The organism is Cupriavidus sp. DF5525 (assembly GCF_040149425.2).
Lineage (GTDB): Bacteria > Pseudomonadota > Gammaproteobacteria > Burkholderiales > Burkholderiaceae > Cupriavidus > Cupriavidus pickettii_A.
The window spans coordinates 871,035-894,813 of the sequence record NZ_CP168266.1 but is presented as its reverse complement, the minus strand read 5'-3'; the positions used below and the strand labels follow the sequence as shown (position 1 = coordinate 894,813).

Genomic DNA, 23,779 nt, shown 5'->3' with positions numbered 1-23,779 from the left:
GCGCCGTGGACGATCCCGCCGTTCCCGATCCGCCCGCTTCCGGTGGCGTGGCGCGGCTGCGGCGCAGCTTCGGCATCCGCCCTGGCGAGGCCGGCGCGGTGGTGGCCGGCTTCCTGTTTTTCTTCTGCCTGTTCGCCAGCTATTTCATGCTGCGCCCGGTGCGCGAGACCATGGGCATCGCCGGCGGCGTGAAGAACCTGCAGTGGCTGTTCACCGCCACCTTCGTGGTGATGCTGGCGGCGATCCCGGTGTACGGCGCTGTCTGTGCATGGCTGCCGCGGCGGCGCTTCGTGCCGTGGGTGTACGCCTTCTTCATCGCCAACCTGCTCGGCTTTGCGCTGGCCACGCGCGCGCTGCCGGACAACGTCTGGCTGGCGCGCGTGTTCTACGTGTGGCTTTCGGTGTTCAACCTGTTTGTGGTCTCCGTGGCATGGAGCCTGATGGCCGACGTGTTCCGGCCCGAGCAGGCACGGCGCCTGTTCGCGCTGCTGGCCGCCGGCGCCAGCGCGGGCGGGCTGACGGGGCCGGTGCTGGGCGGCTGGCTGGTGCCGCAGATCGGGCTGACCGGCCTGATGCTGCTGTCCGCCGCGCTGCTGGCGGCGACGCTGCCCGGCGTGGGCTGGCTGTTCGGCTGGCGCCGCCGCGCCGGTGCGGGCCAGGCTTCGGCTGGCGAGGCCCAGGCCGCGGCGGATGCGCACGATCCTGCCAACCCCGTCGGCGGCGGGCTGTTTGCCGGGCTATCGCTGTTGCTGCGCTCGCGCTACCTGCTTGGCATCGGCCTGTTCGTGATCCTGCTGGCCACCGCCAGCACCTTTTTGTATTTCGAACAGGCGCGGCTGGTGTCCGAAACCTTTCCCGACCGCACCCGCCAGACCCAGGTTTTCAGCGCGCTGGACGCCACCGTGCAGGCGCTGACCATCCTGGTCCAGCTGTTCTTCACCGGTCGCATGGCGCGCCGCTACGGCGTTTCGCTGCTGCTCACCGCGGTGCCGCTGGCGGTCGCGGGCGGTTTCCTGGTGCTGGCGCTGCTGCCGACCTTCGGCGTGCTGGCCGGCGTGATGATCCTGCGCCGCGTGGGCGAATACGCGCTGTTGCGCCCCGGGCGCGAGATGCTGTTCACCGTGGTCGACCCGGAAACCAAGTACAAGGCCAAGAACGTGATCGACACCGCGGTCTATCGCGCTGGTGATGCGGTCAGCGCATGGGTCAAGACCGGGATCGATGCGCTGTCGGGGCATCCTGCCACGGTGGCGCTGGCGGGTGCCGCACTGGCGCTGGGCTGGGCCGGGCTGGGATGGTGGCTGGGGCGGCGGCACGAGGGGCAACTGGTGCAACCCGGGGCTGCCAGCGCCAGCGCGACGAGCGCCCACGCCGCGCCGTCATCGCCGCCGTCGCACTGAAAGCGCGCCTTGCGCGCCGCACAGGCTGGCCTCCGGCAGCCGGATGGCCGTATAGTCTTGCCCTCGGGCCCCGCATCGTCGCCATCGGCCACCCGCGGCCGCGCCCATCCGTATCCCTACCCCGGAGGACCCCACATGAAGACGAAAGCCGCCATCGCCTGGAAAGCCGGCGCCCCGCTGACCATTGAAGACGTGGACCTGGACGGCCCGCGCGCCGGGGAAGTGCTGGTGGAAGTAAAGGCCACCGGCATCTGCCATACCGATTACTACACGCTGTCCGGCGCCGATCCGGAAGGCATCTTCCCCGCGATCCTCGGTCATGAAGGCGCGGGCATCGTCACCGACGTCGGCCCCGGCGTGACCTCGCTCAAGCCGGGCGACCACGTGATCCCCCTCTACACGCCGGAATGCCGCCAGTGCAAGTTCTGCCTGTCGCGCAAGACCAACCTGTGCCAGGCGATCCGCGCCACGCAGGGCAAGGGCCTGATGCCGGACGGCACCTCGCGCTTCTCGCTCGACGGCAAGCCGATCTTCCACTACATGGGCACCTCAACCTTCGCCAACCATATCGTGGTGCCGGAGATCGCATTGGCCAAGATCCGCCCCGATGCGCCCTTCGACAAGGTCTGCTACATCGGCTGCGGCGTCACCACCGGCGTGGGCGCGGTGCTGTTCACCGCCAAGGTGGAGGCCGGCGCCAACGTGGTGGTGTTCGGCCTCGGCGGCATCGGCCTGAACGTGATCCAGGCCGCGAAGATGGTCGGCGCCGACAAGATCATCGGCGTGGACCTGAACCCGGCGCGGGAAGCGATGGCGCGCAAGTTCGGCATGACGCATTTCATCAACCCGAAGGACGTGGAGAACGTAGTCGACCACATCATCCAGCTGACCGACGGCGGCGCGGACTACTCATTCGAATGCATCGGCAACACGCAGGTCATGCGCCAGGCGCTGGAGTGCTGCCACAAGGGCTGGGGCAAGTCGATCATCATCGGCGTGGCCGAGGCCGGCGCCGAGATCTCGACGCGCCCGTTCCAGCTGGTAACGGGCCGCGAGTGGAAAGGCTCGGCCTTCGGTGGCGCGCGCGGCCGCACCGACGTGCCGAAGATCGTCGACTGGTACATGGAGGGCAAGCTCAATATCGACGACCTGATCACGCACACGCTGCCGCTGGAGCGCATCAACGACGGCTTCGACCTGATGAAGCGCGGCGAGTCGATCCGCTCGGTGGTGCTGTACTAAGGACGGCGCCGACATGGAACTGATCTCGCAACACGGCTGCCATGGCGGCGTGCAGCGCTTCTACCGCCATGATTCGACGGCCATCGGGCTACCGATGCGTTTCTCGGTCTACCTGCCGCCGCAGGCGCAGGGGGGTGCCAAGGTGCCGGTGCTGTTCTACCTGGCCGGCCTGACCTGCACCGAGGAAACCTTCATGATCAAGGCCGGCGCGCAGCGCTTCGCCGCCGAGCACGGCCTGATGCTGGTGGCGCCCGACACCAGCCCGCGCGACGCGGGCCTGCCGGGCGAGGCCGACGCCTGGGACTTCGGCGTAGGCGCCGGCTTCTATGTCGATGCCACCGAGGCGCCCTGGAGCAAGCACTGGCGCATGGAGAGCTACGTCGCCACCGAGCTGTTCGACCTGGTCACCACGGCGCTGCCGGGCGATGCCGGGCGGGTTGGAATCGTCGGGCATTCGATGGGAGGCCACGGCGCACTGGTGCTGGCGCAGCGCCATCCGGATCGCTTCCGCTCGGTGTCGGCCTTTGCCCCGATCGCCGCGCCCACGCGCTGCCCTTGGGGCGAGAAGGCCTTCACCGGTTATCTCGGCCCCGACCGCGCCACATGGGCCGAGCACGACGCCAGCGAACTGATGGCGCGCCAGGAAGCGGCGCCCTTCCCGGCCGGCATCCTGGTCGACCAGGGCCTGGATGACCAGTTCCTGCAGAGCCAGCTGCATCCGCATGCTTTCGAGGCCGCCTGCCAGGCGGCGGGCCAGCCGCTGACGCTGCGCCGGCACAGCGGCTACGACCACGGCTACTACTTCATCACGACCTTTATCGCCGACCACGTCCGCCACCACGCCGCGCAACTCTAGGCAATCGTGCCGATGTGACCGCGCCGGCCCCCAATCAGGGGATGTCCGGCGCGTGGGCTGGCTCCCATAATGACAATCCGACCGGCCACAGAAGCCGGGACAAGAAGATGGGGTCGAACAATGAACCAGGTCACTTCGGTTGGCGGTTATATCCTTGCCTTCCTCGCGGCGCTGCTGATCGCCGTGCGCTGGCTGCTCAGGAACGATCCGGTGTTGCGCGCGGACGAGCCGCCCGAGCCGCCCGAGCCGCCGCGGCGAACCGACTAGGCACGCGCCGCGCCACTCCCGACGCAGGCGTCGGCGACCTCACATCCTACGGACAGCGCAATGGCGCGCCCTTTGCCAGCGCCCACGGGCCCTGCTCGCCCCGTATCATTACAGGTCTCGCCGGACCGGGGCATTCTAGTCGCGCCGCCGACAGCCCCTGACCGATGTCCGTCCGGTTCGCCCTGCTCACGATCACGACCGCGCTCAGCGCCATGATGCTGGCCACCGTGTGGTCGCTGCGCCGCTGCGGGCTGCCCGGTGTTGGCGAATGGTGCAATGCCAACCTGACCGCGACCGGGGCGCTGGTGCTGTTCTCGCTGCGCGGCATGATCCCAGACATGCTTTCGGTCGGCGTTGCCAACGCCGCGCTGGCGTGGTCGCTGGCGCTGTTCTACGCCGGCAGCGTGCGCTTCTGCGGCGGCGTGCCGCCCTAGCACCGGCTGGTTGCAGCCACGGCAGTGACCACCGCCGGCGTGATCGTGTGGCGCTAGCCGTCGACGAATTCACCACGCGCGTCGTGATCGTCTCGGCATTCCACGCCGCTGCGCGCCCTGGTCGGGCTGACTTTGCTGCGCCGACGCCCGCGCGGGAAGTCGGCGCGCTTCTTCATCACGACCGCCTGCTTTGCGCTGTTCTTCGCCACCGGGCATGCGGTGCGCGGCACGCCGTCGGCGCTTCAGTGGCTGGGCAACCCCTACATGGCGCAACCGCATTGCGGCGCACAGCGAGCCTGCCTCGACTACGCAAGCGGCACCGGAGGCCGCGCACGCGCTCTGATCGTTGGAGACCATGTGGGTATCAATCCGATGAGGATGGACGCCATGTTTGCGCCAGATGCGTTATATCGCGGAGAACGACACATCGCCAAGTTCGGCTGCCAACTTGCGGCTGCTCCAGTGTGTCGAGCCGTCCTTGGGAGTATGCAAGTTCGCTCCAACACACGCGCCTCCAGCTTGGCCACCGGGCGCTTGGGCGCCCTGCCAAGATGGAACGACACCAGACCGGCCAGCCCTTGCGCCTCTTACGCCGACGTCCATCGCGAGATGAATCCGTCGTTGCAAGCAAGCTTGGAGCGAGTATCTATCCGGCGCTCTCCATCGGCCCAAAGTGCGCGTCACGCAAGGGCCGCATTGCCGTGGCGCTCGCGCATGACGGCCTCCAGGTCAGTACGTTGTCCGCTCGTCCGCATCGTTCGTTGCATGCCCAAGCATGTGGTCACGATACATCCAGTGATTCAATGGACTAGAAGATGCACGCCGCCAGCGCGATGCGCCGCGCTGCCCTCCGAGGTCTTCAGCGTCGGCGTCTGCCTCCGGGCATGAAGCTTCCTTGTAAATGAGCGGTTCATTTGATGGGCGACAGCATGACTGCGCCGAATGAGACCGGCAGCAAGAAATCCGGATGGCATGGATACCGATTTATGATCGATGGAAAACGGTTGCCGCAGTGGTATGCGTCGATGGCGGCAGCCTGCGGGGCGGGAAACTCGTCTCGGGAGGGCGGGTGGAACCCCATGGACCGCAGTGGAACTATCCCCAGGGGATAGCCCAGGATACGCCGCAGGTGAATCGCCTCGGCCTGTGCCATGTTGCTAGCGCATTCCTTGGCGTGGCAGGCGACGCTGTGGGTCAGGCTGATCTGCATGTTCAGCGCGATGCGCTGCAGCTCCATCGCGTACAGGTCGTCGATCAGCGAGGCCGGAATTGCGGGGTGGCCGAGCAGCGATTCCCACAAGGCCACGCCCGAGGATGAGCGGTCAATATTGCGCCAGCGCAGGACGGTCGTCCCTGCGCCAGTGGTTTGCAGGGCCAGTTGCACATCGAGCAGGTTGAAGGGGTAGGCCCTCGCCTGGGGCAGCACGCGCCGCTGTGCCAGGACGATCAAGCTGTCGCGCAGCGCCAGGCACTGGCTGGCCCAATGCCTCCAGACCCCCCTTACCTTTAAAAGGTTGTAAAAGGCACCCCTTTCAAGGTGACGAAAATTGGGGCACCCTCCGTGTTCTCGAACAGAAACCGGAGTCAATGGCGTGGTACTGGACGCAGTGGTGGAACGCTTTATCGAACACAGCCCGATCAGCGTGATGGCGCGCCTGGGGTTGCAACGCGCCCTTGATCCGGCCTGGATCGACGAGTTGTTCGAGCAAGAGCGTGAAACGCAGTACACGCGGGAGTTATTGTTCTCGACGACGGTGGAAATCATGTCGCTGGTCGCCGTGGGGCTGCGCCCGTCGGTGCATGCGGCAGCCAAGGCCAGTCCGGCGCTGCCGGTTTCCATCACCGCGCTGTACGACAAGCTCAGCCGGACCGAGCCGGGGCTGGTTCGTGCCCTGGTGCAAGGCAGTGCGCAGCGATTGGGGCCGGTCGTGCAACCGATGTTGCGCAAGCAGCCGCCATCGGTGAATGGCTATCGCCTGCGCATCGTGGATGGCAGCCATTTGCCGGCGAGCGAAAAGCGCCTGAAACCATTGCGGGGGTTTCGGGGTGCGGCCTTGCCAGGGCAGTCATTGGTGGTCTATGACCCGGACACGGCGATGATCGTCGATCTGGTGCCCTGTGAAGATGCGCATGCCCAGGAGCGGGCCATCATGGAAACCCTGCTCGCATCGGCCCAGCCGGCCGAACTGTGGATCGCCGATCGCAACTTCAGCACCCGGGCGATTCTTGCCGGGTGGCAGCGTCGCGGCAGCGCCTTCATCGTGCGGGAGCACGGCCGCAATCCGAGCCCCAGCGAGCTGGAGCCGTTACGCGAAATGGGCCGGGTCGAAACCGGCATCGTGTACGAGCAAGCGGTCAGCATCCCAGATGAATCGAACGCGCCGCTGGTGCTGCGGCGCATCGAGCTGCATCTGGATGGCGCCACCGAGGATGGTGACACCGTCATCCGCCTGCTGACCAATGTCCCGGCCGCCCATCTGACGGCCGAGGCAGTCGCCCGGCTATACCGGCGACGCTGGAGCATAGAGAATCTGTTTCAGCGACTGGAATCGGTGCTCAACAGTGAGATTCGTTCGTTGAGCCAACCGCGCGCGGCGCTGCTGGCCTTCGGCGTGGCGGCGCTCGCGTATAACGTACTGAGCGTGATTGCGACTGCGGTGAGAATCCGGCATGAGCTGGATACCAGCGACATCGAGCTCTCACCGTATTACCTCGCCAGCGAAATCCGGGCAACTTATGCCGGCATGATGATCGCGGTGCCGCCCGAGGTGTGGCAGGCCTATGACCTCCTCACCCCAGCTCAGCTCGGTCGCGAGTTGATCAAGATGGCGACGCACGTTGATCCCCGCGCGATGCGCAAACATACGCGGGGACCGAAAGCGCCGAAGAAGAAAGGCTATGTGGCCGGATGCGTAGCACGGCGGCATGTTTCTACCGCCCGTGTCATCAAGGCTGGACGTGTCGTCTAATCACCTTGAAAGGGGTGGTTGTAAAAGGCCTTTTAGGTAGGCTGCGTGTTCCAGTCGCTGGAAGTCCGCCTGTTCCAGCGCCGTGAAGCACGTCGGCTGGATGGGAATAGTGGGTACCGTCATTCCGTCGCACCCTCGTCGCGTTCGGCGGTGCCGGCCTGGTCATCGATGTCCATACCCCACTTTGTGCGGGTGAGGTGGAAGTCCGTCCACTGCCGCACGCACGGCGCGTTCTTCTCCGCAAAGTCATCGCGCGTCGTGCCAGCGAAGCGGTGCTGCTGGGCCAGCGAAAACAGGCTGCGCAGGCGCGCCATCGTTGAGCCAGCGCTCCAGCGTGTCAAGGTCGATCAGCGCCGCATGGTAGGCAAGGATCAGCTTGCTCGCGAGGTCATCGTAGTCGGCCAGCAAGTAGTTTGCGGCGAAGCCGAGCTGGGCGTTGACGAACAGCGGGAGTTTCACCGGTTGCACGTTCAGGTTCTCACCCAGGCTGAGCGCCGGAGGCACGCCGGCCAGCGCCTGCTCCACCTGTTCGCGCAGCGTCTGTAGACTCGTCTTGGTGTCGGCCAACTTGTCCTCGATGCGCAGCATCCACCAGCCCTAGTAGGGATCGTCCTGCTCGGCGCCGCACTTCATCTTGCTCATCACGCTAATGTAGCCGTTGAGCCCGATAATGCCGGGACGCCCCTCCGCGGCAGCGCGGCCATGCTGGTTCGATCCCGACTGATCTCGATCCATGACCCCCACACGGGGTGGACGTGCAACAGCCCGGGGTGGAGCCCCTGTATCAGCCACGAACCTGTAGTGGTTTGACGGCTGCTGCAGGTCAGCGCTACTAGCTAAGGCGGCGACATGCAGCGGCCCATCTTTGCCAACTGTGTTACGACTACTTCAGTCGCACTTGGCAGAATGTGCTAATTAAGGCGTATTCTCGCTTGCAAACGCGATCACAGCGGCTCGATGCTTCTTTGAAAGCCTATGAAATACAAGCAGCAACTCGGCTTCGTCGTCTGCTGATGCATAGAAGTAGGACGTAGGCACCTTCAGCACGGCGGCTATCCTTTCGACAAGCAGCCAATCAGGCGTTCTTTTCCCGAGTTCGTACCGATTCATTCGCGTGCTGGCAGACATAGGGTCTAGCCCGGATTCAATCCCCAGCTTTTCTTGCGATAACCCGGCACGCTGCCGCGCCTCCTTAAGTCGTTTCGCGAGTACTGACATTTCTGCCTTCTGATTGGTGAAGACAGGATCGTCCGGCGTTGTTCTGGCGCAAATACTACCGATTTGGTAGTATTCATATTCTTAATGATGATCGGGAGGTTCGGGGCTTCACTTGATTGTGGCAAGGCGGCAATGGCCGAGCCCAGTGTCGCCTCGCTCCTCCATGGAGTGAATCTTATGGAGGCTGTGACCATGAACCCATCCCTCATCACCTCGGAACAACGCGCGCAACTGCTCGCCAACGGCCAGGCAAACGCAAGCCGGCCATGCTGGCGACCCGTTGCCCGTGGTGCGGCTGTTTACCCTGGACGAGCATGCGACCTGGCTACTGGCCGCACTGGACCCGGCCGATAGTGACACCGCCTACGGTCTGTGCGACGTGGGTATCGGCATGCCCGAACTCGGCCATATGAAGGTCCGACCTTGCATCCATCGTTGGGCCGCTCAAAAAGCCGATTCTTCGCGACCTGTACTTCCGGCCTACGCGACCGCTATCGGCGTATGCGCAGCTGGCGCAGGTCGACGGTTTGATCCCCGACTGACCGAACCGGCTGGCCCACTCTGGTAGGCCGGCCCGAGAGGTTGTGCTTTGGGCCGCCGCTGTCGCTCAGAGCAAACAACCTGGAAAGACCGATAAGGCGGGACCTGAGGCGCTTGCTCTAGCCCCGGAAGATCCAAAGCCTGACGCCTCAGGCGATATCTCGTTGACGAGCTGGTAGAGCTGCTGTGAGAAGAGGCCCCGCCTGAGATACGGCTTGATGTCTCAGCGGCTGGCCGTTTCCATGCAGGCGTGGCGCATCGGACGATGCCGGGGCGGCATCGCTCTCGGGCGACCGTCCGGGTCTTGGCCTCAGAAGGCGAGCCCTAATCGAAGTCCGTTTGATCACTACCCGACGAGGACTGAACGTGAATCCACAACAAGAACCGCAGTTGAAACCCCTGAACGCACCGGGCGGCGTCTTTCCCGTTCCGGCACGCTCGCTGGGTCCTCACGACTACAAGACCTTGGCCCTGGCTGCCCTTGGCGGCACGCTCGAATTCTACGACTTCGTCATCTACGTCTTCTTCGTCACGGTGCTGGGGGCGCTATTCTTCCCGGCCAACATGCCTGACTGGCTGCGACAACTGCAGACCTTCGGTATTTTCGCCGCGGGCTACCTGGCACGGCCGCTGGGCGGCATCGTGATCGCACACTTTGGTGACCGGCTGGGCCGCAAGCGCATGTTCACCCTCTCCATCCTGCTGATGGCCGCGCCCACGCTGATGATCGGCCTGCTGCCCACCTACGCCAGCATCGGCGTAGCCGCGCCGCTGCTGCTGCTGGCGATGCGCGTGCTGCAGGGCGCGGCCATCGGTGGCGAGATGCCCGGTGCCTGGGTGTTTGTCGGCGAACACGTGCCGAGCCGGCATTACGGTTTCGGCATCGGCACGCTGACCGCTGGCATCACGGGCGGCATCCTGCTGGGTTCGCTCGTTGCCGTCGCCATCAATCGCCATTACTCGCCTGAGCAGGTGAGCGATTTCGCCTGGCGCATTCCCTTCCTCCTGGGCGGTGTCTTCGGGCTTGTGTCCGTGTACCTGCGCCGGTTTCTGCACGAGACCCCCGTGTTCCGCGAGTTGGCTAGCCGCAGCAACCTGGCGCGCGAACTGCCGATCCGCACCGTGCTGCGCGATCACCGCTCGGCCAGTCTGTTCGTCGCACTGCTGACCTGGGTACTTTCCACCTCGATCGTCGTGGTCGTGCTGTATACACCCGCCTACCTACAGAAGGTGCACCACATTCCCGCCGCGCTCGCGCTCGAGGCCAATGCTTTCGCCACCCTCACGCTGACCATCGGCTGCGTGATCGTCGGATGGGCGAGCGACCGCATCGGCACCCGCGCCGTCATGCTGATCGGCTGGGGCGGACTGTTCATGACCGCCTACCTCTTCTACGGCAGCCTGCCCGGCACGCCTGGCACGCTGTTCTGGCACTACGGACTGCTGGGTCTGTTCGTCGGCACCATCGCCACCGTGCCGATTGCCGGCGTGCACGCCTTTCCGGCGCCGGTGCGCTTCACGGGTCTCTCGTTTGCCTACAACATGTCTTACGCAGTCTTTGGCGGCCTCACGCCGATGATTCTCACGCTGTGGCTGCAGCACGACACCATGGCGCCTGCTCACTATGTGGCAGTGCTGGCCGCTGTCGGATTCTTGCTTGCGTTCTGGCCCCTCGCCAGGTGCGGCCATGCCATGCGCAATGGCGTGGCCAGCACGGCTGGCCACGCCGGTCGATAACGAAGGAGCACGAAATGAACGCGACGGAAAACACGCCACCAGTACGCCTGCTGACCCCCGCCGAGCTGGCTGTCTGCATCAAGGTGTTCCGCGACGCCCGGCAATGGACTCAAGAGCAGTTGGCCGTGATCGCCGGGCTCAACGTGCGAACCGTTCAGCGCGTCGAGCAAGGCTGGCCCGCCGGCCCCGACACCTGCCGGGCGCTGGCCAGGGCGTTCGATTTCCTGGACATCGACGCGCTCAACAAGCCATTCGCGATTCCACCCGAAGACGAACTCAAGGCTGCGCAGGAACAGTTCGAGCACGAGCACGTCACCTTCGCGGCGATTCGGCTGACCACGGGTAAGCAGTTGGCCGAGCTGGCGCAGACCAGCACGATGGACATGTCGCAACTGGCCTTCGAGATGGGCCGCGAAGCGGATAAAAGCTTCGCCGCGCTGATGGAATATTTCCGCGACTACCGGGATGGCCTGGACTCTTACACCGAAGCGCAGAAGCGCGAGGCGTCTGACACGATGCAAGCCAACATCGATGTGCTCAAGACCCTTGGCGTTTCGCTATGCTATGCCGAGCGCAAAGTGCTGCTGAAGGGGGGCTCGGACCCGGACAGGCCAATGCCAGCTAACGTCCTGTACGTGATCGGGTTTCCGCTCGGCAAGGAACCCAAGCTATTCGCCACGCCAACTTCCGTTGATATTCGTCTGTAGATCCTATGAAGTGAAGCACTCCACGAGCTGACGCCTACAATCAGCTGCTGAGGTTTGCTCACAGGAGAACATCATGCGTACCGATCAGTCATACACGGATAGTAGTGACGTACTGGTGTTGGCTGTGTCACTCGAGCTCGCTGCCGAAACGTGGATGGTAAGCGGGCCGCCAGGTACAGAGCTCGAGAGGGTATGGCGCCCACAGCCCTACATGAACTAGCCGAACACTGCCGTGCTATCCCCAGGGGATAGCACGGCACACCAAGCCTTCCATGCCCGTCCAGCCGACGTGCTTCACGGCGCTGGAACAGGCGGACTTCCAGCGACTGGAACACGCAGCCTACCTAAAAGGCCTTTTACAACCTTTTAAAGGTAAGGGGAGTCTGGAGGCATTGGGCCAGCCAGTGCCTGGCGCTGCGCGACAGCTTGATCGTCCTGGCACAGCGGCGCGTGCTGCCCCAGGCGAGGGCCTACCCCTTCAACCTGCTCGATGTGCAACTGGCCCTGCAAACCACTGGCGCAGGGACGACCGTCCTGCGCTGGCGCAATATTGACCGCTCATCCACGGGCGTGGCCTTGTGGGAATCGCTGCTCGGCCACCCCGCAATTCCGGCCTCGCTGATCGACGACCTGTACGCGATGGAGCTGCAGCGCATCGCGCTGAACATGCAGATCAGCCTGACCCACAGCGTCGCCTGCCACGCCAAGGAATGCGCTAGCAACGTGGCACAGGCCGAGGCGATTCACCTGCGGCGTATCCTGGGCTATCCCCTGGGGATAGTTCCACTGCGGTCCACGGGGTTCCACCCGCCCTCCCGAGACGAGTTTCCCGCCCCGCAGGCTGCCGCCATCGACGCATACCACTGCGGCAACCGTTTTCCATCGATCATAAATCGGTATCCATGCCATCCGGCTTTCTTGCTGCCGGTCTCATTCGGCGCAGTCATGCTGTCGCCCATCAAATGAACCGCTCATTTACAAGGAAGCTTCATGCCCGGAGGCAGACCGATTGCGGCTGACGGACGATGGACCGCCGGAGTTGCGACGTCCACAGATGAGCCCCCAAAGTGAAACAAAGCTTCGCGAACCCGTTTCACGAAAGGAGCTTGCAAAATGAATGCGTCTGACACAGCCCTTCCATAGCATTTAGCCCCCTCCCCTTTGACCGGCCGGCGGCGGTCAGGCCTCGTCCGCAAACTTACGGTACGCGCCGGGACGCGACCCGGTCCAGCGCCGGAACGCGCGGTGGAACGCGCCCGGTTCGGCAAAACCCAGTTCCGCAGCGATATCCGCCACCGGCCGGCCGGAATGGCTTAGCGCCTCGATGGCCAGGTCGCGCCGCAGAGCGTCCTTGAGGTCTTGGTAGCTGACGCCTTCGTCCATCAGCCGGCGCCGCAGCGACGACGCCGACAGGTTCAAGCTGTGCGCCAGCGCTTCAAAGGTGGGCCACTGCTCCGGCCGCTGGTTGCGCAGCAGTCGACGCACACGCGCGCCCACGCTGGCGCGGTCCGAGTACTTCACCACCACGTTGTGCGGGGCCTCGCGCAGGAAGGACTTCAAGCTGCGTTCGTCCTGGCGCACCGGCTGATCGAGCAGCGCGGCATCGAACACCAGCGCCGTGGCCGGCTGGCCAAAGGCCAGCTGGCGCGAGTACATGACGCGGTACTCCGCGCTGTAGGCAGGCTCGTCATAGTCGAACGCCGCCAGCAGCACTGGCACGCGCCGGCGCAGCAACCAGCTCATCAGGCCGAGCAGCATGATCAGCATGGTTTCCTTGGCGAACACGCCGGGCCGCCGGCCTAGTTGGCCGCTCGGCGCGGTCAGCACCAGCGCCGCCTCGTTGCCGTGCCGGTCCAGCCGCACGCCGATATCGTCCAGCAGCAAGCGAAAATACCGCGTGATTCGCTCCAGGCCCTGCCCCAGCGTGCGGCTGCCCGCCACCGCGTGACACAGCATGGCAAAGCTGCCGCACTTCATGCTGCGCGAATCCTGGCCGAAAAATTCATCGTCGAGCGCCGCCGCCACGGCCAGCCACAGCTCGCTGTAGCTGGCGGCCGACACGCGCGCCTGCGGCACCGCCAGCAGCGCCGGCGCAATGCCGGCGCCGCGCAGCACGGGTTCCGGGTCGATGCCGCGCGGACGCAGCCCGGCAATGGCGTGGTGGACGAAACAGATGGCAACGCTGCCTTTTTCCATGGCGCTAGGTGATGGCGTGCAAGCCGGCAGGCCCGCTGGCAAAGCCATCGGCAAAGCTGCCGGGGCGCCAACGTGGCAAACGAGTTCAGGAAGATTGGCGGATTTTGGCATAGGAGCCCGCCCGCGGCGTTCCTACACTGCCCGCAGGTCAACGCCGAACGCGCATTCTGCCTCACTTGCCGCGTGGCGCCAAACGGAGCCCTGAACAGGCTCCCCATACGCCAGCCCCCATAGCCATGCACAGCGACTACACCGAACAGCAAACAATGATCCGCGACAGCGCGCGCGCCTTTGCCAGCGAGCGCCTGGCCGCGGGCGCCGCACAGTGGGACCGCGACGGCCGCCTGCCGGAAGACGTGGTGGCCGAGATGGGCGCCCTGGGCCTGCTCGGCATGATCGTGCCCGAGGAATGGGGCGGCACCTATACGGACTATGTCGCCTACGCCCTTGCCATCGAGGAAATCGCAGCGGGCTGCGCAGCCTGCGCCACGCTGATGAGCGTGCACAACTCGGTGGGTTGCGGGCCGATCCTGCACTACGGCACCGACGCGCAGAAGGAGCGCTACCTGGCCAGCCTAGCCAGCGGCGAAATGATCGGCGCCTTCTGCCTGACCGAGCCGCAGGCCGGCTCCGAGGCCCACAACCTGCGCACCCGCGCCAGGTTCACCGACAACGGCTGGGTCCTCAACGGCAGCAAGCAGTTCGTCACCAATGGCAAGCGCGCCGGCGTGGCGGTGGTGTTTGCCGCCACCGAGCCCGAGCGTGGCAAGAAGGGCATCTCCGCCTTTCTCATCCCCACCAATACGCCGGGCTTTATCGTCCATGCGCCGGAAAAGAAGCTGGGCATCCGCGCCTCCGACACCTGCGCGATTACCCTGGAAGACTGCACCGTGCCGCACGACGCGCTGCTCGGCGAGCCCGGCGAGGGGCTGCGCATCGCACTGTCCAACCTGGAAGGCGGGCGCATCGGCATTGCCGCGCAGGCGATCGGCATCGCGCGCTCGGCCTTCGAGGCGGCGTGCCGCTATGCGTCGGAGCGCATCCAGTTCGGCCGTGCGCTGCGCGAGCATCCGCCCATCGCCAACATGTTGGCCGACATGGCCACCGAACTGAACGCCGCGCGGCTGCTGGTGCACCGTGCCGCGCGCATGCGCAGCCAGGGCGTGCCGTGCCTGTCCGAGGCCTCGCAGGCCAAGCTGTATGCGTCCGAACTGGCCGAGCGCGTCTGCTCCAAGGCGCTGCAGATCCACGGCGGCTACGGCTACCTGGAAGACTACCCGGTCGAGCGCCACTACCGCGACGCCCGCATCACCCAGATCTACGAAGGCACCAGCGAGATCCAGCGCATGCTGATCGCGCGCAGCCTGTAACCCTTGCCCTGCCCATACAACCACACCGTCCGGAGACAACCATGAGTGCCGTGCCCAAGACCGACAACGCCGTGCCGACCGTACCGCTGCTGATCAACGGCGAATGGGTGGAATCGTCCGCCACCGAATTCCGCCAGGTGGTCAACCCCGCCACGCAGGAAGTGCTGGCACGCGTGCCACTGGCCACGGCCAGCGAGGTCGCCGCCGCTGTCGGCGCCGCGCACCGCGCCTTCGCCACCTGGCGCCACACGCCCATCGGCGCGCGGCTGCGCATCATGCTGCGCTACCAGGCCCTGATCCGTGAGCATAGCAAGCGCATCGCCGCGATCCTGACCGCCGAGCAGGGCAAGACCCTGGCCGACGCCGAAGGCGATATCTTCCGCGGGCTGGAGGTGGTCGAGCATGCGTGCTCGATCGGCACGCTGCAGCAAGGCGGCTTTGCCGAGAACGTCGCCGCCACGGTGGATACCTACACGCTGCAGCAGCCGATCGGCGTGTGCGCGGGCATCACCCCGTTCAACTTCCCGGCGATGATCCCGCTGTGGATGTTCCCGATGGCCATCGTCTGCGGCAATACCTTCGTGCTCAAGCCCTCGGAGCAGGATCCGCTGTCGACCATGGAACTGGTCAAGCTGGCGCTGGAAGCCGGCGTGCCGCCGGGCGTGCTGAACGTGGTGCATGGCGCCAAGGACGTGGTCGACGCGCTGTGCACGCACCCGGATATCAAGGCGGTGTCGTTCGTCGGCTCGACCGCGGTCGGCACGCACGTCTACAACCTGGCCGGCGCGCACGGCAAGCGCGTGCAGTCGATGATGGGCGCCAAGAACCACGCCGTGGTACTGCCCGACGCGCACAAGGAACAGACGCTGAATGCGCTGGCAGGCGCAGGCTTCGGTGCGGCCGGCCAGCGTTGCATGGCCACCTCAGTGGTGGTGCTGGTGGGTGCGGCGCGCGAATGGGTACCTGACCTGGTGGCACGTGCCAAGACGCTCAAGGTCGGCGCTGGCGCCGAAGCCGGGACCGATGTCGGCCCGGTGGTGTCGGTGGCAGCAAAGGAACGCATCCTCGGCCTGATCGCCGCCGGCGAGCGCGAAGGCGCCACGCTGGCGCTCGATGGCCGCGGCGTGCAGGTGCCGGGGTATCCGCAAGGCAATTTCATCGGCCCGACCATCTTCACCGACGTCGGTACGCAGATGTCGATCTACACCGAAGAGATCTTTGGGCCGGTGCTGGTGGTGATCGGCGTGGAAACGCTGGATGACGCCATCGCACTGGTCAACCGCAACCCCTTCGGCAACGGCACCGGCGTATTCACGCAGAGCGGTGCCGCGGCGCGCAAGTTCCAGAGCGAGATCGACGTGGGCCAGGTGGGGATCAACATTCCGATCCCGGTGCCGGTGCCCTACTTCAGCTTCACGGGCTCGCGCGGGTCCAAGCTGGGCGACCTCGGACCGTATGGCAAGCAGGTGGTGCAGTTCTATACGCAGACCAAGACGGTGACGGCGCGGTGGTTTGATGACGCGACGGTGAATGATGGGGTGAATACGACGATCAGTCTGAAGTAATGCGAGGCACGTCGCAGGGCCGGCGGTTTGCTCCCCTTTCCCGCTTGCGGGAGAGGGGCCGGGGGAGAGGGCAGGCGCTGGCAGGACCTCTGACCTACGCGAACCACCGGCACGCGAACTTTCATGGCTGCTGAACTGACGCAGTAGCGATTAACATCCCCGCCCTCTCCCCCGCCCCTCTCCCGCAGGCCGGAGAGGGAGAAAAACAGGCAGGGATTTGACACCTTGTACGAAGGAGACACCCCATGCATATCGCCTTCATCGGCCTCGGCAACATGGGCGCCCCCATGGCGCTCAACCTGCTCAAGGCCGGCCACACCCTGACCGTCTTCGACCTCAACGCCACCGCAGTAGCCTCACTGCGCGCCGAAGGCGCCGCCGCAGCCGATTCCGCTCGCAAGGCGGTAGCCGAAGCCGACTTCGTCATCACCATGCTGCCCGCCGCGGCACATGTTCGCAGCGCCTACCTGGGTGAAGACGGCGTCCTCGCCGGCGTGCGTCCCGGCGTGCCGCTGGTCGACTCCAGCACCATCGACCCCGCCACCGTGCGCGAACTGGCCGCTGCCGCGGAAGCCCACGGCAATGCCCTGGCCGATGCCCCGGTCTCCGGCGGCACCGTCGGCGCGCAGGCGGGCACGCTGACCTTCATGGTCGGCGCCACCGAAGCACTGTTCGCCCAGGTGCGCCCGATACTGGCCGGCATGGGCCGCAACCTGGTCCACTGCGGCGGCACCGGCACCGGCCAGGTCGCCAAGATCTGCAACAACCTGATCCTCGGCATCTCCATGATCGGCGTATCCGAGGCGATGGCGCTGGGCGTCAAGCTCGGCATCGATGCCAACGTGCTGGCCGGCATCGTCAACACCTCCACCGGCCGCTGCTGGGCCTCCGACACCTGCAACCCCTGGCCAGGCGTGATCGAGACCGCACCGGCCGGGCGCGGCTACACCGGCGGCTTTGGCGCCGACCTGATGCTCAAGGACCTGGGCCTCGCAGCGGATGCCGCGCGCAGCGTGAAGCAGCCGCTGTTCCTCGGTGCGCTGGCGCAGCAGCTCTACCAGGCCATGAGCCATGGCGGCGACGGCCAGCTCGACTTCTCCGGCGTGATCCGCCAGTACCTGGAGCCCAAGCAATGATCGAGTTCGCCCTGCAAGGCCACGTCGCCACGCTGACGCTGAGCCGCCCGCCCGCCAACGCCTTCACCGCCGAGGGCCTGCAGCAACTGCGCGAGCTGGTGGCAAAGATCGACGCAAACCCGGAAGTCCGCGCCGTGGTCGTCACCGGTGCCGGGGAGAAGTTCTTCAGCGCCGGCGCCGACCTGAACGGCTTTGCCGAAGGCGACCGCGCCCATGCCCGCGTGATGGCACAGCAGTTCGGCAGCGCCTTCGAAGCGCTGCAGAACGCCCGCCCCGTGGTGATCGCCGCAATCAACGGCTATGCCATGGGCGGCGGCCTGGAATGCGCGCTGGCCTGCGATATCCGCATCGCCGAGGAACACGCGCAGATGGCGCTCCCGGAAGCCGCGGTCGGCCTGCTGCCGTGCGGCTGCGGCACGCAGACTCTGCCGTGGCTGGTCGGCGAAGGCTGGGCCAAGCGCATGATCCTGACCAACGAACGCGTCGACGCCGCCACCGCGCTGCGCATCGGCCTGGTGGAAGAAGTCGTGCCGCGCGGCCAGGCATTGCAGGCAGCGATGGCGATGGCGCAGCGCGCCGGCAACGTGAGCCCGCGCGCCGCCGCGCATAGCAAGCGGCTGGTGCACCTGGCGCGCCAGGGCGTGCCGCGCCAGGCCGCGCTGGCGCTGGAGCGCGAGCGCTTTGTCGACCTGTTCGACGATGCCGACCAGCGTGAAGGCGTCAACGCCTTCCTCGAGAAACGCGCGCCGCAATGGCGCAACGCCTAGGAGCCGGCCATGCGCCTGACTGAGGAGACCACGGCCGCCAACCTGGACGCCGCCGAACCCGAGGTGCTGTTCCACGCCGTCAACGGCGTCGGCATCGCCACGCTGAACCGGCCGCGCCAGCTCAATGCGCTGTCGTACCCGATGATCGTCGCGCTTGGCGCGCAGCTGGAGGCGTGGGCGCAGGACGACGCCATCCGCGCGGTCGTGCTGCGCGGGGCCGGCCCCAAGGCCTTCTGCGCCGGCGGCGACATTCGCGCACTGACTGACAGCTACCGCGACGGCACCCCGCTGCACCGGCGCTTCTTTATCGACGAATACACGCTGGACTACCGCCTGCACCGCTATGCCAAGCCGCTGGTGGCGCTGATGGACGGCATCGTCATGGGCGGCGGCATGGGCCTGGCGCAGGCGGCACACCTGCGCATCGTCACCGAGCGCTCGCGCGTGGCCATGCCGGAGACCGGTATCGGGCTGGTGCCGGACGTGGGCGCCAGCCACTTCCTGTCGAAGCTGCCGGTAGAGCTGGCCTTGTACCTGGGGCTGACCGGCGTCACCATCGGCGCGGCCGACGCGCTGCTGTGCGGGTTGGCCGACGCGGCTGTCGACAGCGGCTCGCTGGCCGGCCTGGAGCAGACACTTGCCGGCATTGCCTGGGGCAAGGACGTGCTGTCAGACCTGCGCCACGCACTGGTGCGCGAGCCGGTGGCAAGCGCCGCCGATGCGCCGCTGCTGCAGACGCTGCCGGCATTGCTGCGGCATTTCCCGGCACACGCCACGCTGCCCGAGATCCTTGCCGGGCTGGCCTGCCAGGACGATCCCCAATACACCGCGTGGGCAACCCGCACCATCGACGTACTGCGCACGCGCTCACCGCTGTCTGCCTGCGCCACGCGCGAACTTCTGCTGCGCGGCCGCCGCATGGACCTGGCCGACTGCTTCCGCATGGAACTGGCAGTGGTGGTCAATACGTTCTCGCAGGGCGATTTCATCGAAGGCGTACGCGCGCTGATCGTCGACAAGGACAACGCGCCGCACTGGCGCACCGCCAGCTATGAAGCCGTCGACGACGCCGCGGTGCAGGCGCTGTTCCGGCCGTGGTGGGCACCGGGCGAGCAGCCGTTGCCCCTGCACGCCTGAGCGGTTGCGGTGCCGTGAGCCTGGACGCGCTGCTGGCGCGCAGCGCGTGGGCCGGCTTGCTGACGCCGGAGCAACGCCAGCGCGTGCGCACCGAACTGCGCGAGCGCCTGGTGCCGCAGGGCGCCTACGTCAGCCGCAAGGGTGAGCCTGCGGATTGCTGGCTGGGTGTCGCGCAGGGATTGGTGAAGGTGCATTGCTCCGTCGCGTCGGGCAAGCGCGCCACGCTGACCGGCGTACCCGCCGGCGGCTGGCTGGGCGAAGGTTCGCTCCTCAAGCGCGAAGCGCGGCGCTATGACGTGGTGGCGCTGCGCGATTCGCGCATCGCCTGTCTGCCGCTGGCCACCTTCGAATGGTTGCTGGCCAGCAGCCTGCCCTTCAATCGCTATCTGATCACGCAACTGAACGAACGCCTCGGGCATTTCATCGCCACGGTCGAACATGAGCGCATGCATGGCGTCGAAGGCCGCGTGGCGCGTGCCCTGGCGGCGCTGTTCCATCCGGTGCTGTGCCCCGCCCTCGGTGCCGACGCGGCGTCGAGCCTGCACCTGACGCAGGAAGAAGTCGGCCTGTTGGCCGGCATCTCGCGCCAGCGCGCCAATGCGGCGCTGAAGGTTCTGGAGGATGAAGGCTTGCTGGCGGTCGAGCACGGCATGGTGCACGTGCTCGACCTGGAGGCGCTGCGACGTTACTGAGCCGCGCGCTTGGTGGTCTTCGCGGGTTTTGCCGCGTTTTCACCGTGCTCCGGCGCAGGCACCTTCACCAGCCCGTCCGCACGGAACATCGCCTTGATGCCCCGCACCGCCTGCCGGATGCGCGATTCATTCTCGATCAGCGCAAAGCGCACGTACTCGTCGCCATAGTCGCCAAAGCCGATGCCGGGCGACACCGTCACCTTCGCCTTCTCCAGCAGCTGCCGCGCAAACTCCAGCGAACCGAGGTGGCGATACGGCTCCGGAATCCGCGCCCAGATATACATCGACGCCTTCGGGATATCCACCGGCCAGCCCGATTCGATCAGCCCGCGCGCCAGCACGTCGCGGCGCGACTGGTACTGCGCAGCAATCTCGCGCACGCATTGCTGGTCGCCTTCGAGCGCCGCAATGGCCGCCACCTGCAGCGGCGTGAAGGTGCCGTAGTCGTGATAGCTCTTGATGCGCGTCAGCGCCGCCACAAGGTCCGGATTGCCCACCATGAAGCCGATGCGCCAGCCCGCCATGTTGTAGCTCTTGGACAGCGTAAAGAACTCCACCGCAATGTCCTTGGCGCCCGGCACCTGCATGATCGACGGCGCCTTCCAGCCATCGAAGACGATATCCGCATACGCCAGGTCATGCACGACAAAGATGTCATGCTTGCGCGCCAGCGCGATCACCCGCTCGAAGAAATCCAGCTCCACGCATTGCGCCGTCGGGTTCGACGGAAAGCCCAGCACGATCATCTTGGGCTTGGGATAGCTGCCGCGGATCGCGCGCTCCAGCTCGGCAAAGAAGTCGATGCCCGGCACCAGCGGGACCGAACGGATATCCGCACCGGCAATGACCGCGCCGTAGATATGGATCGGGTAGCTGGGATCAGGCACCAGCACCGTATCGCCGCGATCCAGTGTGGCCAGCATCAGGTGCGCCAGCCCTTCCTTGGAGCCGATGGTGACGATGGCCTCGGTATCGGGGTCGATCTCCACGTCATAGCGCTCGCGATACCAGTGCGAGATCGCACGGCGCAAGCGCGGGATACCCTTCGAGGCCGAGTAGCCATGCGTATCGGGCCGCTGCGCCGCCTCGGTGAGCTTGGCCACGATATGCGCCGGCGTGGCGCCATCGGGATTGCCCATGCTCATGTCGATAATGTCCTCGCCACGGCGGCGGGCGGCCATCTTCAACTCGGCAGTGATATTGAAAACGTACGGGGGAAGGCGATCGATGCGCGCAAAGCGGCGCTTGCCAGAAGCGGCAGTCATGGAGGGAGTCCTTTACGTAAGCGCCCGGAACCGTCCGAGCGACGTCGGCGGCCGTTGTCTCGGCCACCAGGGACTCATGTTAGCGGGGATGCGGCCGTTGCACAACGGCTGCGTGCGATCCTTACAGCCTTCCGCCGGGCACATGCGTGGGCCGGTTCGCCGGCAGGCTGCGCACGATGCAGTCCAGCGCGGGTGCGTCGGAGCGCCCGCCCAGCGCCGCACTGACTGAATCGCGGTATTCCTTGACCGAGATGCGCTGGTAATACAGCCGCGAGGTCTGGTCCAGCCAGTAGACGTAGTTGCTGTCATCGCTGTCGCCACTGGTACGGAGCCAGTCGCTGATATTGCTCGAGCCCATGACCAGGTTCGGGCACGCGGTCTTCAGCGAATCGAGATAGGCATTGAAGTCTTTCGCCTGGATATTGCGCACCGAGTCAGGCGCACAGGCGGCAAGGACAACCGCACTGGCAGCGAGCGCAAGGCGCAGGCTGGATGGGAGGCGGCAAGGCATGGCGGCGTGCGGCACAGCGAGTCCTCCTGAGCGCGGCGATGGCCTGATGGGCTTATCTTAGGCCATCGCGGCGGGCGCGTGCATCGCAGCGCAGGTACCTTGCGCCGCTTCGCCTCAGTCGTCCAGCGTCTCATGCACCGCCGCATCGCCGCGCTTCCAGTACGCCGATGCGCGGATGCGGCGCTTGTCGATGCCGCGCTCGCCGACCAGGTACTGGCGCACCGCCTTCATCGCCGCGGCTTCACCGGCGGCCCAGACATAGCCTTCGCCGCGCGGCAGCGTGAGCGTGCGCAGCGCTGCTTCCAGCTGGCTGCCTTCGGGCGCATCGCCGCGATGCAACCAGTGCAGGTCGAGGGGCGCCTGTGTCGGCAGCGGGGTCTGCGCGGCTGCATCAGCCACTTCCACCACCACGATGGCGCGGGTATCCGGGCCGAGTTCTTCAAGCCTTCGGCCGATTGCCGGCAGTGCGGTATCGTCGCCGATCAGCAGGTGCCAGTCGAACGCCGCCGGCACGACGAAGGAGCCGCGCGGTCCGCCAACGCCGAGGTACTGGCCGGCGCGCGCCTGGGCCGCCCACGTCGACGCGGGACCGTCGCCGTGCAGCACGAATTCGATATCCAGTTCGCGCTTTGCCGCGTCATGGCGGCGCGGCGTGTAGTCGCGCGCGGGCGGGCGCGGCTGGCCTTCCGGGAAGACGATGCCGTCAGGCGTCACCTGCGGTAGCACCGGCTTGTCGGCGCCATTCACCGGGAAAAACACCTTGACATGGTCGTCGAACGACGCCGAGGCAAAGTCCTCCAGGTCGGCGCCGCCCAGTGTCACGCGCAGCAGTTGCGGTGAAACCTGCGTGGTGCGCAGCACCTGCAGCAGGCGCATCTTGAGCGGATGACGCACGCGCTGGACCGTCAGGTCGCGTGCGGATTCAGGGGCGTTTGCAGTCATATTGGGATTCATTGATTTCGAGCCCGACGCTTGCCGGGTCCAGTTGCCGATGGCGCAGGCCAGTGTCAGCGCCACGGCTCAGGCCTTGGGACCTGCTTCGATTTCGGCCACCGCGCGAGACAGGATCTCGGCAAGGCGGCGCTGTTCGTCCACGCCCGCCTCGCTGCGCAACATCAGCGCGCGCTTGAGCGCGGTACGCGCCTGCACCAACTCGGGCAGCCAGCCGCCCTGCTCCGGCTCGACCTGCGGCTCGCCGCTCATCGCCCGGCGCATCCACTCCATCTTGCGCGCCACATGGCGCAGCTTGCCGAACATCACGTCGACACGCTCGCGGTTGGCCGAGAGATGGGCCCTGCCGGTGTCGGAGAGCTGGTAGCGCTTCTTGTTGCCTTCCGTATCGACGGTGGCGTAGCCGACCTCTTCCAGGTAAGTCAGCGCCGGGTACACCACGCCCGGGCTCGGCTTGTAGAAGCCGCTGGTGCGCGTTTCCAGCGCCTTGATCAGCTCGTAGCCGTGACTGGGTTTTTCCTCGAGCAGGGCCAGCAACAGCAGTTGCAGGTCGTCGGCGCTGAACTTGCGGCCGCGGCGCCAGCCTTCGCCGTCGAAGCCGCCGGGACCTTCGGGACCACCGGGCCCGAAGCCGTCATCGGGGCGCCCCCCCCAGAAGCCTCCGCCCTGGCGACCCATGGCGTAGTGCGCAAGGTGCGGGACAAGTCGCATAAAGAGGTGCCGGCCGTGGCCGGAGAAGCCGGAGTGATGGCGGGGGTGGCGCATGACGCCCTTCGCTATGTCGTAAAACATATCGTACGATATATATCGTAAGAGCGA

24 protein-coding genes and 3 pseudogenes are annotated in these 23,779 nt (G+C 66.1%); 17 read left to right on the top strand and 10 right to left on the bottom strand.

Annotated elements, in window-relative coordinates; all coding sequences use genetic code 11:
• Positions 1-5: 5 nt before the first annotated feature.
• From ABNX08_RS25330 to ABNX08_RS25310, 5 genes are all read left to right on the top strand, one after another.
• Positions 6-1,400: an NTP/NDP exchange transporter gene (locus tag ABNX08_RS25330; protein ID WP_022538443.1), complete on the top strand. Its 1,395-nt coding sequence runs from the start codon at positions 6-8 to the stop codon at positions 1,398-1,400.
• Between the two features lie 135 nt (positions 1,401-1,535).
• Complete coding sequence (locus ABNX08_RS25325) at positions 1,536-2,642, top strand: S-(hydroxymethyl)glutathione dehydrogenase/class III alcohol dehydrogenase (RefSeq protein WP_022538442.1); 1,107 nt, start codon at positions 1,536-1,538, stop codon at positions 2,640-2,642.
• Positions 2,643-2,655: 13 nt separating this feature from the next.
• A complete protein-coding gene (gene fghA, locus ABNX08_RS25320; protein ID WP_022538441.1) occupies positions 2,656-3,498 on the top strand; it encodes an S-formylglutathione hydrolase in 843 nt (280 codons plus the stop codon).
• Positions 3,499-3,618: 120 nt separating this feature from the next.
• Positions 3,619-3,765: a hypothetical protein gene (locus tag ABNX08_RS25315; RefSeq protein WP_022538440.1), complete on the top strand. Its 147-nt coding sequence runs from the start codon at positions 3,619-3,621 to the stop codon at positions 3,763-3,765.
• Positions 3,766-3,929: 164 nt separating this feature from the next.
• The gene (locus ABNX08_RS25310) at positions 3,930-4,199 is read left to right on the top strand and encodes a hypothetical protein (RefSeq protein WP_022538439.1); all 270 of its coding nucleotides are present in this window, start codon (positions 3,930-3,932) and stop codon (positions 4,197-4,199) included.
• A gap of 53 nt (positions 4,200-4,252) precedes the next feature.
• Here the strand turns inward: ABNX08_RS25310 and ABNX08_RS25305 are convergent, their stop codons facing one another.
• Both ABNX08_RS25305 and ABNX08_RS25300 read right to left on the bottom strand, forming a co-directional pair.
• On the bottom strand, positions 4,253-4,408 hold the full coding sequence (locus ABNX08_RS25305; protein WP_349605978.1) for a hypothetical protein: 156 nt from the start codon (positions 4,406-4,408) through the stop codon (positions 4,253-4,255).
• Positions 4,409-5,109: 701 nt separating this feature from the next.
• Positions 5,110-5,964 (bottom strand): DUF3158 family protein, encoded by an 855-nt coding sequence (locus tag ABNX08_RS25300; protein WP_374063712.1) that lies wholly within the window; start codon positions 5,962-5,964, stop codon positions 5,110-5,112.
• Here ABNX08_RS25300 and ABNX08_RS25295 point away from each other — a divergent pair.
• The gene (locus ABNX08_RS25295) at positions 5,846-7,168 is read left to right on the top strand and encodes an IS4 family transposase (RefSeq protein WP_374063686.1); all 1,323 of its coding nucleotides are present in this window, start codon (positions 5,846-5,848) and stop codon (positions 7,166-7,168) included. The genes ABNX08_RS25300 and ABNX08_RS25295 overlap by 119 nt on opposite strands.
• 15 nt (positions 7,169-7,183) lie before the next feature.
• Here the strand turns inward: ABNX08_RS25295 and ABNX08_RS25290 are convergent.
• The 3 genes and pseudogenes from ABNX08_RS25290 to ABNX08_RS25280 all read right to left on the bottom strand — a co-directional run.
• A pseudogene (locus tag ABNX08_RS25290) lies at positions 7,184-7,291 on the bottom strand (DUF3158 family protein); the annotation flags it as partial.
• Positions 7,292-7,395: 104 nt separating this feature from the next.
• Positions 7,396-7,873: pseudogene (locus tag ABNX08_RS25285) on the bottom strand (PFL_4669 family integrating conjugative element protein); the annotation flags it as partial.
• A 210-nt stretch (positions 7,874-8,083) separates the two neighbouring features.
• The gene (locus ABNX08_RS25280) at positions 8,084-8,386 is read right to left on the bottom strand and encodes a helix-turn-helix transcriptional regulator (RefSeq protein WP_349605127.1); all 303 of its coding nucleotides are present in this window, start codon (positions 8,384-8,386) and stop codon (positions 8,084-8,086) included.
• A gap of 192 nt (positions 8,387-8,578) precedes the next feature.
• Here ABNX08_RS25280 and ABNX08_RS25275 point away from each other — a divergent pair.
• The 5 genes and pseudogenes from ABNX08_RS25275 (at position 8,579) to ABNX08_RS25255 (ending at position 12,336) form a co-directional block, all read left to right on the top strand.
• Positions 8,579-8,928, top strand: a pseudogene (locus ABNX08_RS25275) (DUF2958 domain-containing protein).
• A 364-nt stretch (positions 8,929-9,292) separates the two neighbouring features.
• A complete protein-coding gene (locus ABNX08_RS25270; protein ID WP_022538437.1) occupies positions 9,293-10,663 on the top strand; it encodes an MFS transporter in 1,371 nt (456 codons plus the stop codon).
• 14 nt (positions 10,664-10,677) lie between these two features.
• Positions 10,678-11,370, top strand: coding sequence for a helix-turn-helix domain-containing protein (locus ABNX08_RS25265; RefSeq protein WP_022538436.1), 693 nt, complete (start codon positions 10,678-10,680; stop codon positions 11,368-11,370).
• 272 nt (positions 11,371-11,642) lie between these two features.
• Positions 11,643-11,924, top strand: coding sequence for a DUF3158 family protein (locus ABNX08_RS25260; RefSeq protein WP_374063711.1), 282 nt, complete (start codon positions 11,643-11,645; stop codon positions 11,922-11,924).
• Entirely contained in the window at positions 11,821-12,336 is a 516-nt protein-coding gene (locus ABNX08_RS25255; protein WP_374063710.1) for a DUF3158 family protein, read from the top strand. Before ABNX08_RS25260 ends, ABNX08_RS25255 begins: the two co-directional genes overlap by 104 nt.
• A gap of 213 nt (positions 12,337-12,549) precedes the next feature.
• On the opposite strand, the gene ABNX08_RS25250 is transcribed toward ABNX08_RS25255, so the two are convergent.
• A complete protein-coding gene (locus ABNX08_RS25250) occupies positions 12,550-13,566 on the bottom strand; it encodes an AraC family transcriptional regulator (RefSeq protein WP_022538434.1) in 1,017 nt (338 codons plus the stop codon).
• 236 nt (positions 13,567-13,802) lie between these two features.
• Between ABNX08_RS25250 and ABNX08_RS25245 the strand changes: the two genes are divergently transcribed.
• The 6 genes from ABNX08_RS25245 to ABNX08_RS25220 all read left to right on the top strand — a co-directional run bounded on the left by ABNX08_RS25245 (position 13,803) and on the right by ABNX08_RS25220 (position 20,233).
• Positions 13,803-14,936 carry an acyl-CoA dehydrogenase family protein gene (locus ABNX08_RS25245; RefSeq protein WP_022538433.1) on the top strand — a complete coding sequence of 378 codons (1,134 nt, stop codon included), beginning with the start codon at positions 13,803-13,805 and terminating at the stop codon, positions 14,934-14,936.
• A 41-nt stretch (positions 14,937-14,977) separates the two neighbouring features.
• A complete protein-coding gene (locus ABNX08_RS25240) occupies positions 14,978-16,501 on the top strand; it encodes a CoA-acylating methylmalonate-semialdehyde dehydrogenase (RefSeq protein ID WP_022538432.1) in 1,524 nt (507 codons plus the stop codon).
• A gap of 245 nt (positions 16,502-16,746) precedes the next feature.
• A complete protein-coding gene (gene mmsB / locus ABNX08_RS25235; RefSeq protein WP_022538431.1) occupies positions 16,747-17,637 on the top strand; it encodes a 3-hydroxyisobutyrate dehydrogenase in 891 nt (296 codons plus the stop codon).
• Entirely contained in the window at positions 17,634-18,404 is a 771-nt protein-coding gene (locus tag ABNX08_RS25230; protein ID WP_022538430.1) for an enoyl-CoA hydratase, read from the top strand. Before mmsB ends, ABNX08_RS25230 begins: the two co-directional genes overlap by 4 nt.
• Positions 18,405-18,413: 9 nt before the next feature.
• Positions 18,414-19,541, top strand: coding sequence for an enoyl-CoA hydratase/isomerase family protein (locus ABNX08_RS25225; protein ID WP_022538429.1), 1,128 nt, complete (start codon positions 18,414-18,416; stop codon positions 19,539-19,541).
• 14 nt (positions 19,542-19,555) lie between these two features.
• Positions 19,556-20,233 (top strand): Crp/Fnr family transcriptional regulator, encoded by a 678-nt coding sequence (locus ABNX08_RS25220; protein ID WP_022538428.1) that lies wholly within the window; start codon positions 19,556-19,558, stop codon positions 20,231-20,233.
• Here ABNX08_RS25220 and alaC read toward each other — a convergent pair.
• The 4 genes from alaC to ABNX08_RS25200 form a co-directional block, all read right to left on the bottom strand.
• Positions 20,227-21,498: an alanine transaminase gene (gene alaC, locus ABNX08_RS25215; protein ID WP_022538427.1), complete on the bottom strand. Its 1,272-nt coding sequence runs from the start codon at positions 21,496-21,498 to the stop codon at positions 20,227-20,229. The genes ABNX08_RS25220 and alaC overlap by 7 nt on opposite strands.
• A gap of 121 nt (positions 21,499-21,619) precedes the next feature.
• Entirely contained in the window at positions 21,620-22,009 is a 390-nt protein-coding gene (locus tag ABNX08_RS25210; RefSeq protein ID WP_041682047.1) for a hypothetical protein, read from the bottom strand.
• 114 nt (positions 22,010-22,123) lie between these two features.
• Positions 22,124-22,951: a siderophore-interacting protein gene (locus ABNX08_RS25205; protein WP_041681759.1), complete on the bottom strand. Its 828-nt coding sequence runs from the start codon at positions 22,949-22,951 to the stop codon at positions 22,124-22,126.
• A 78-nt stretch (positions 22,952-23,029) separates the two neighbouring features.
• Positions 23,030-23,725, bottom strand: a complete 696-nt coding sequence (locus ABNX08_RS25200; protein ID WP_022538424.1) for a PadR family transcriptional regulator — start codon at positions 23,723-23,725, stop codon at positions 23,030-23,032.
• Positions 23,726-23,779: the final 54 nt, after the last annotated feature.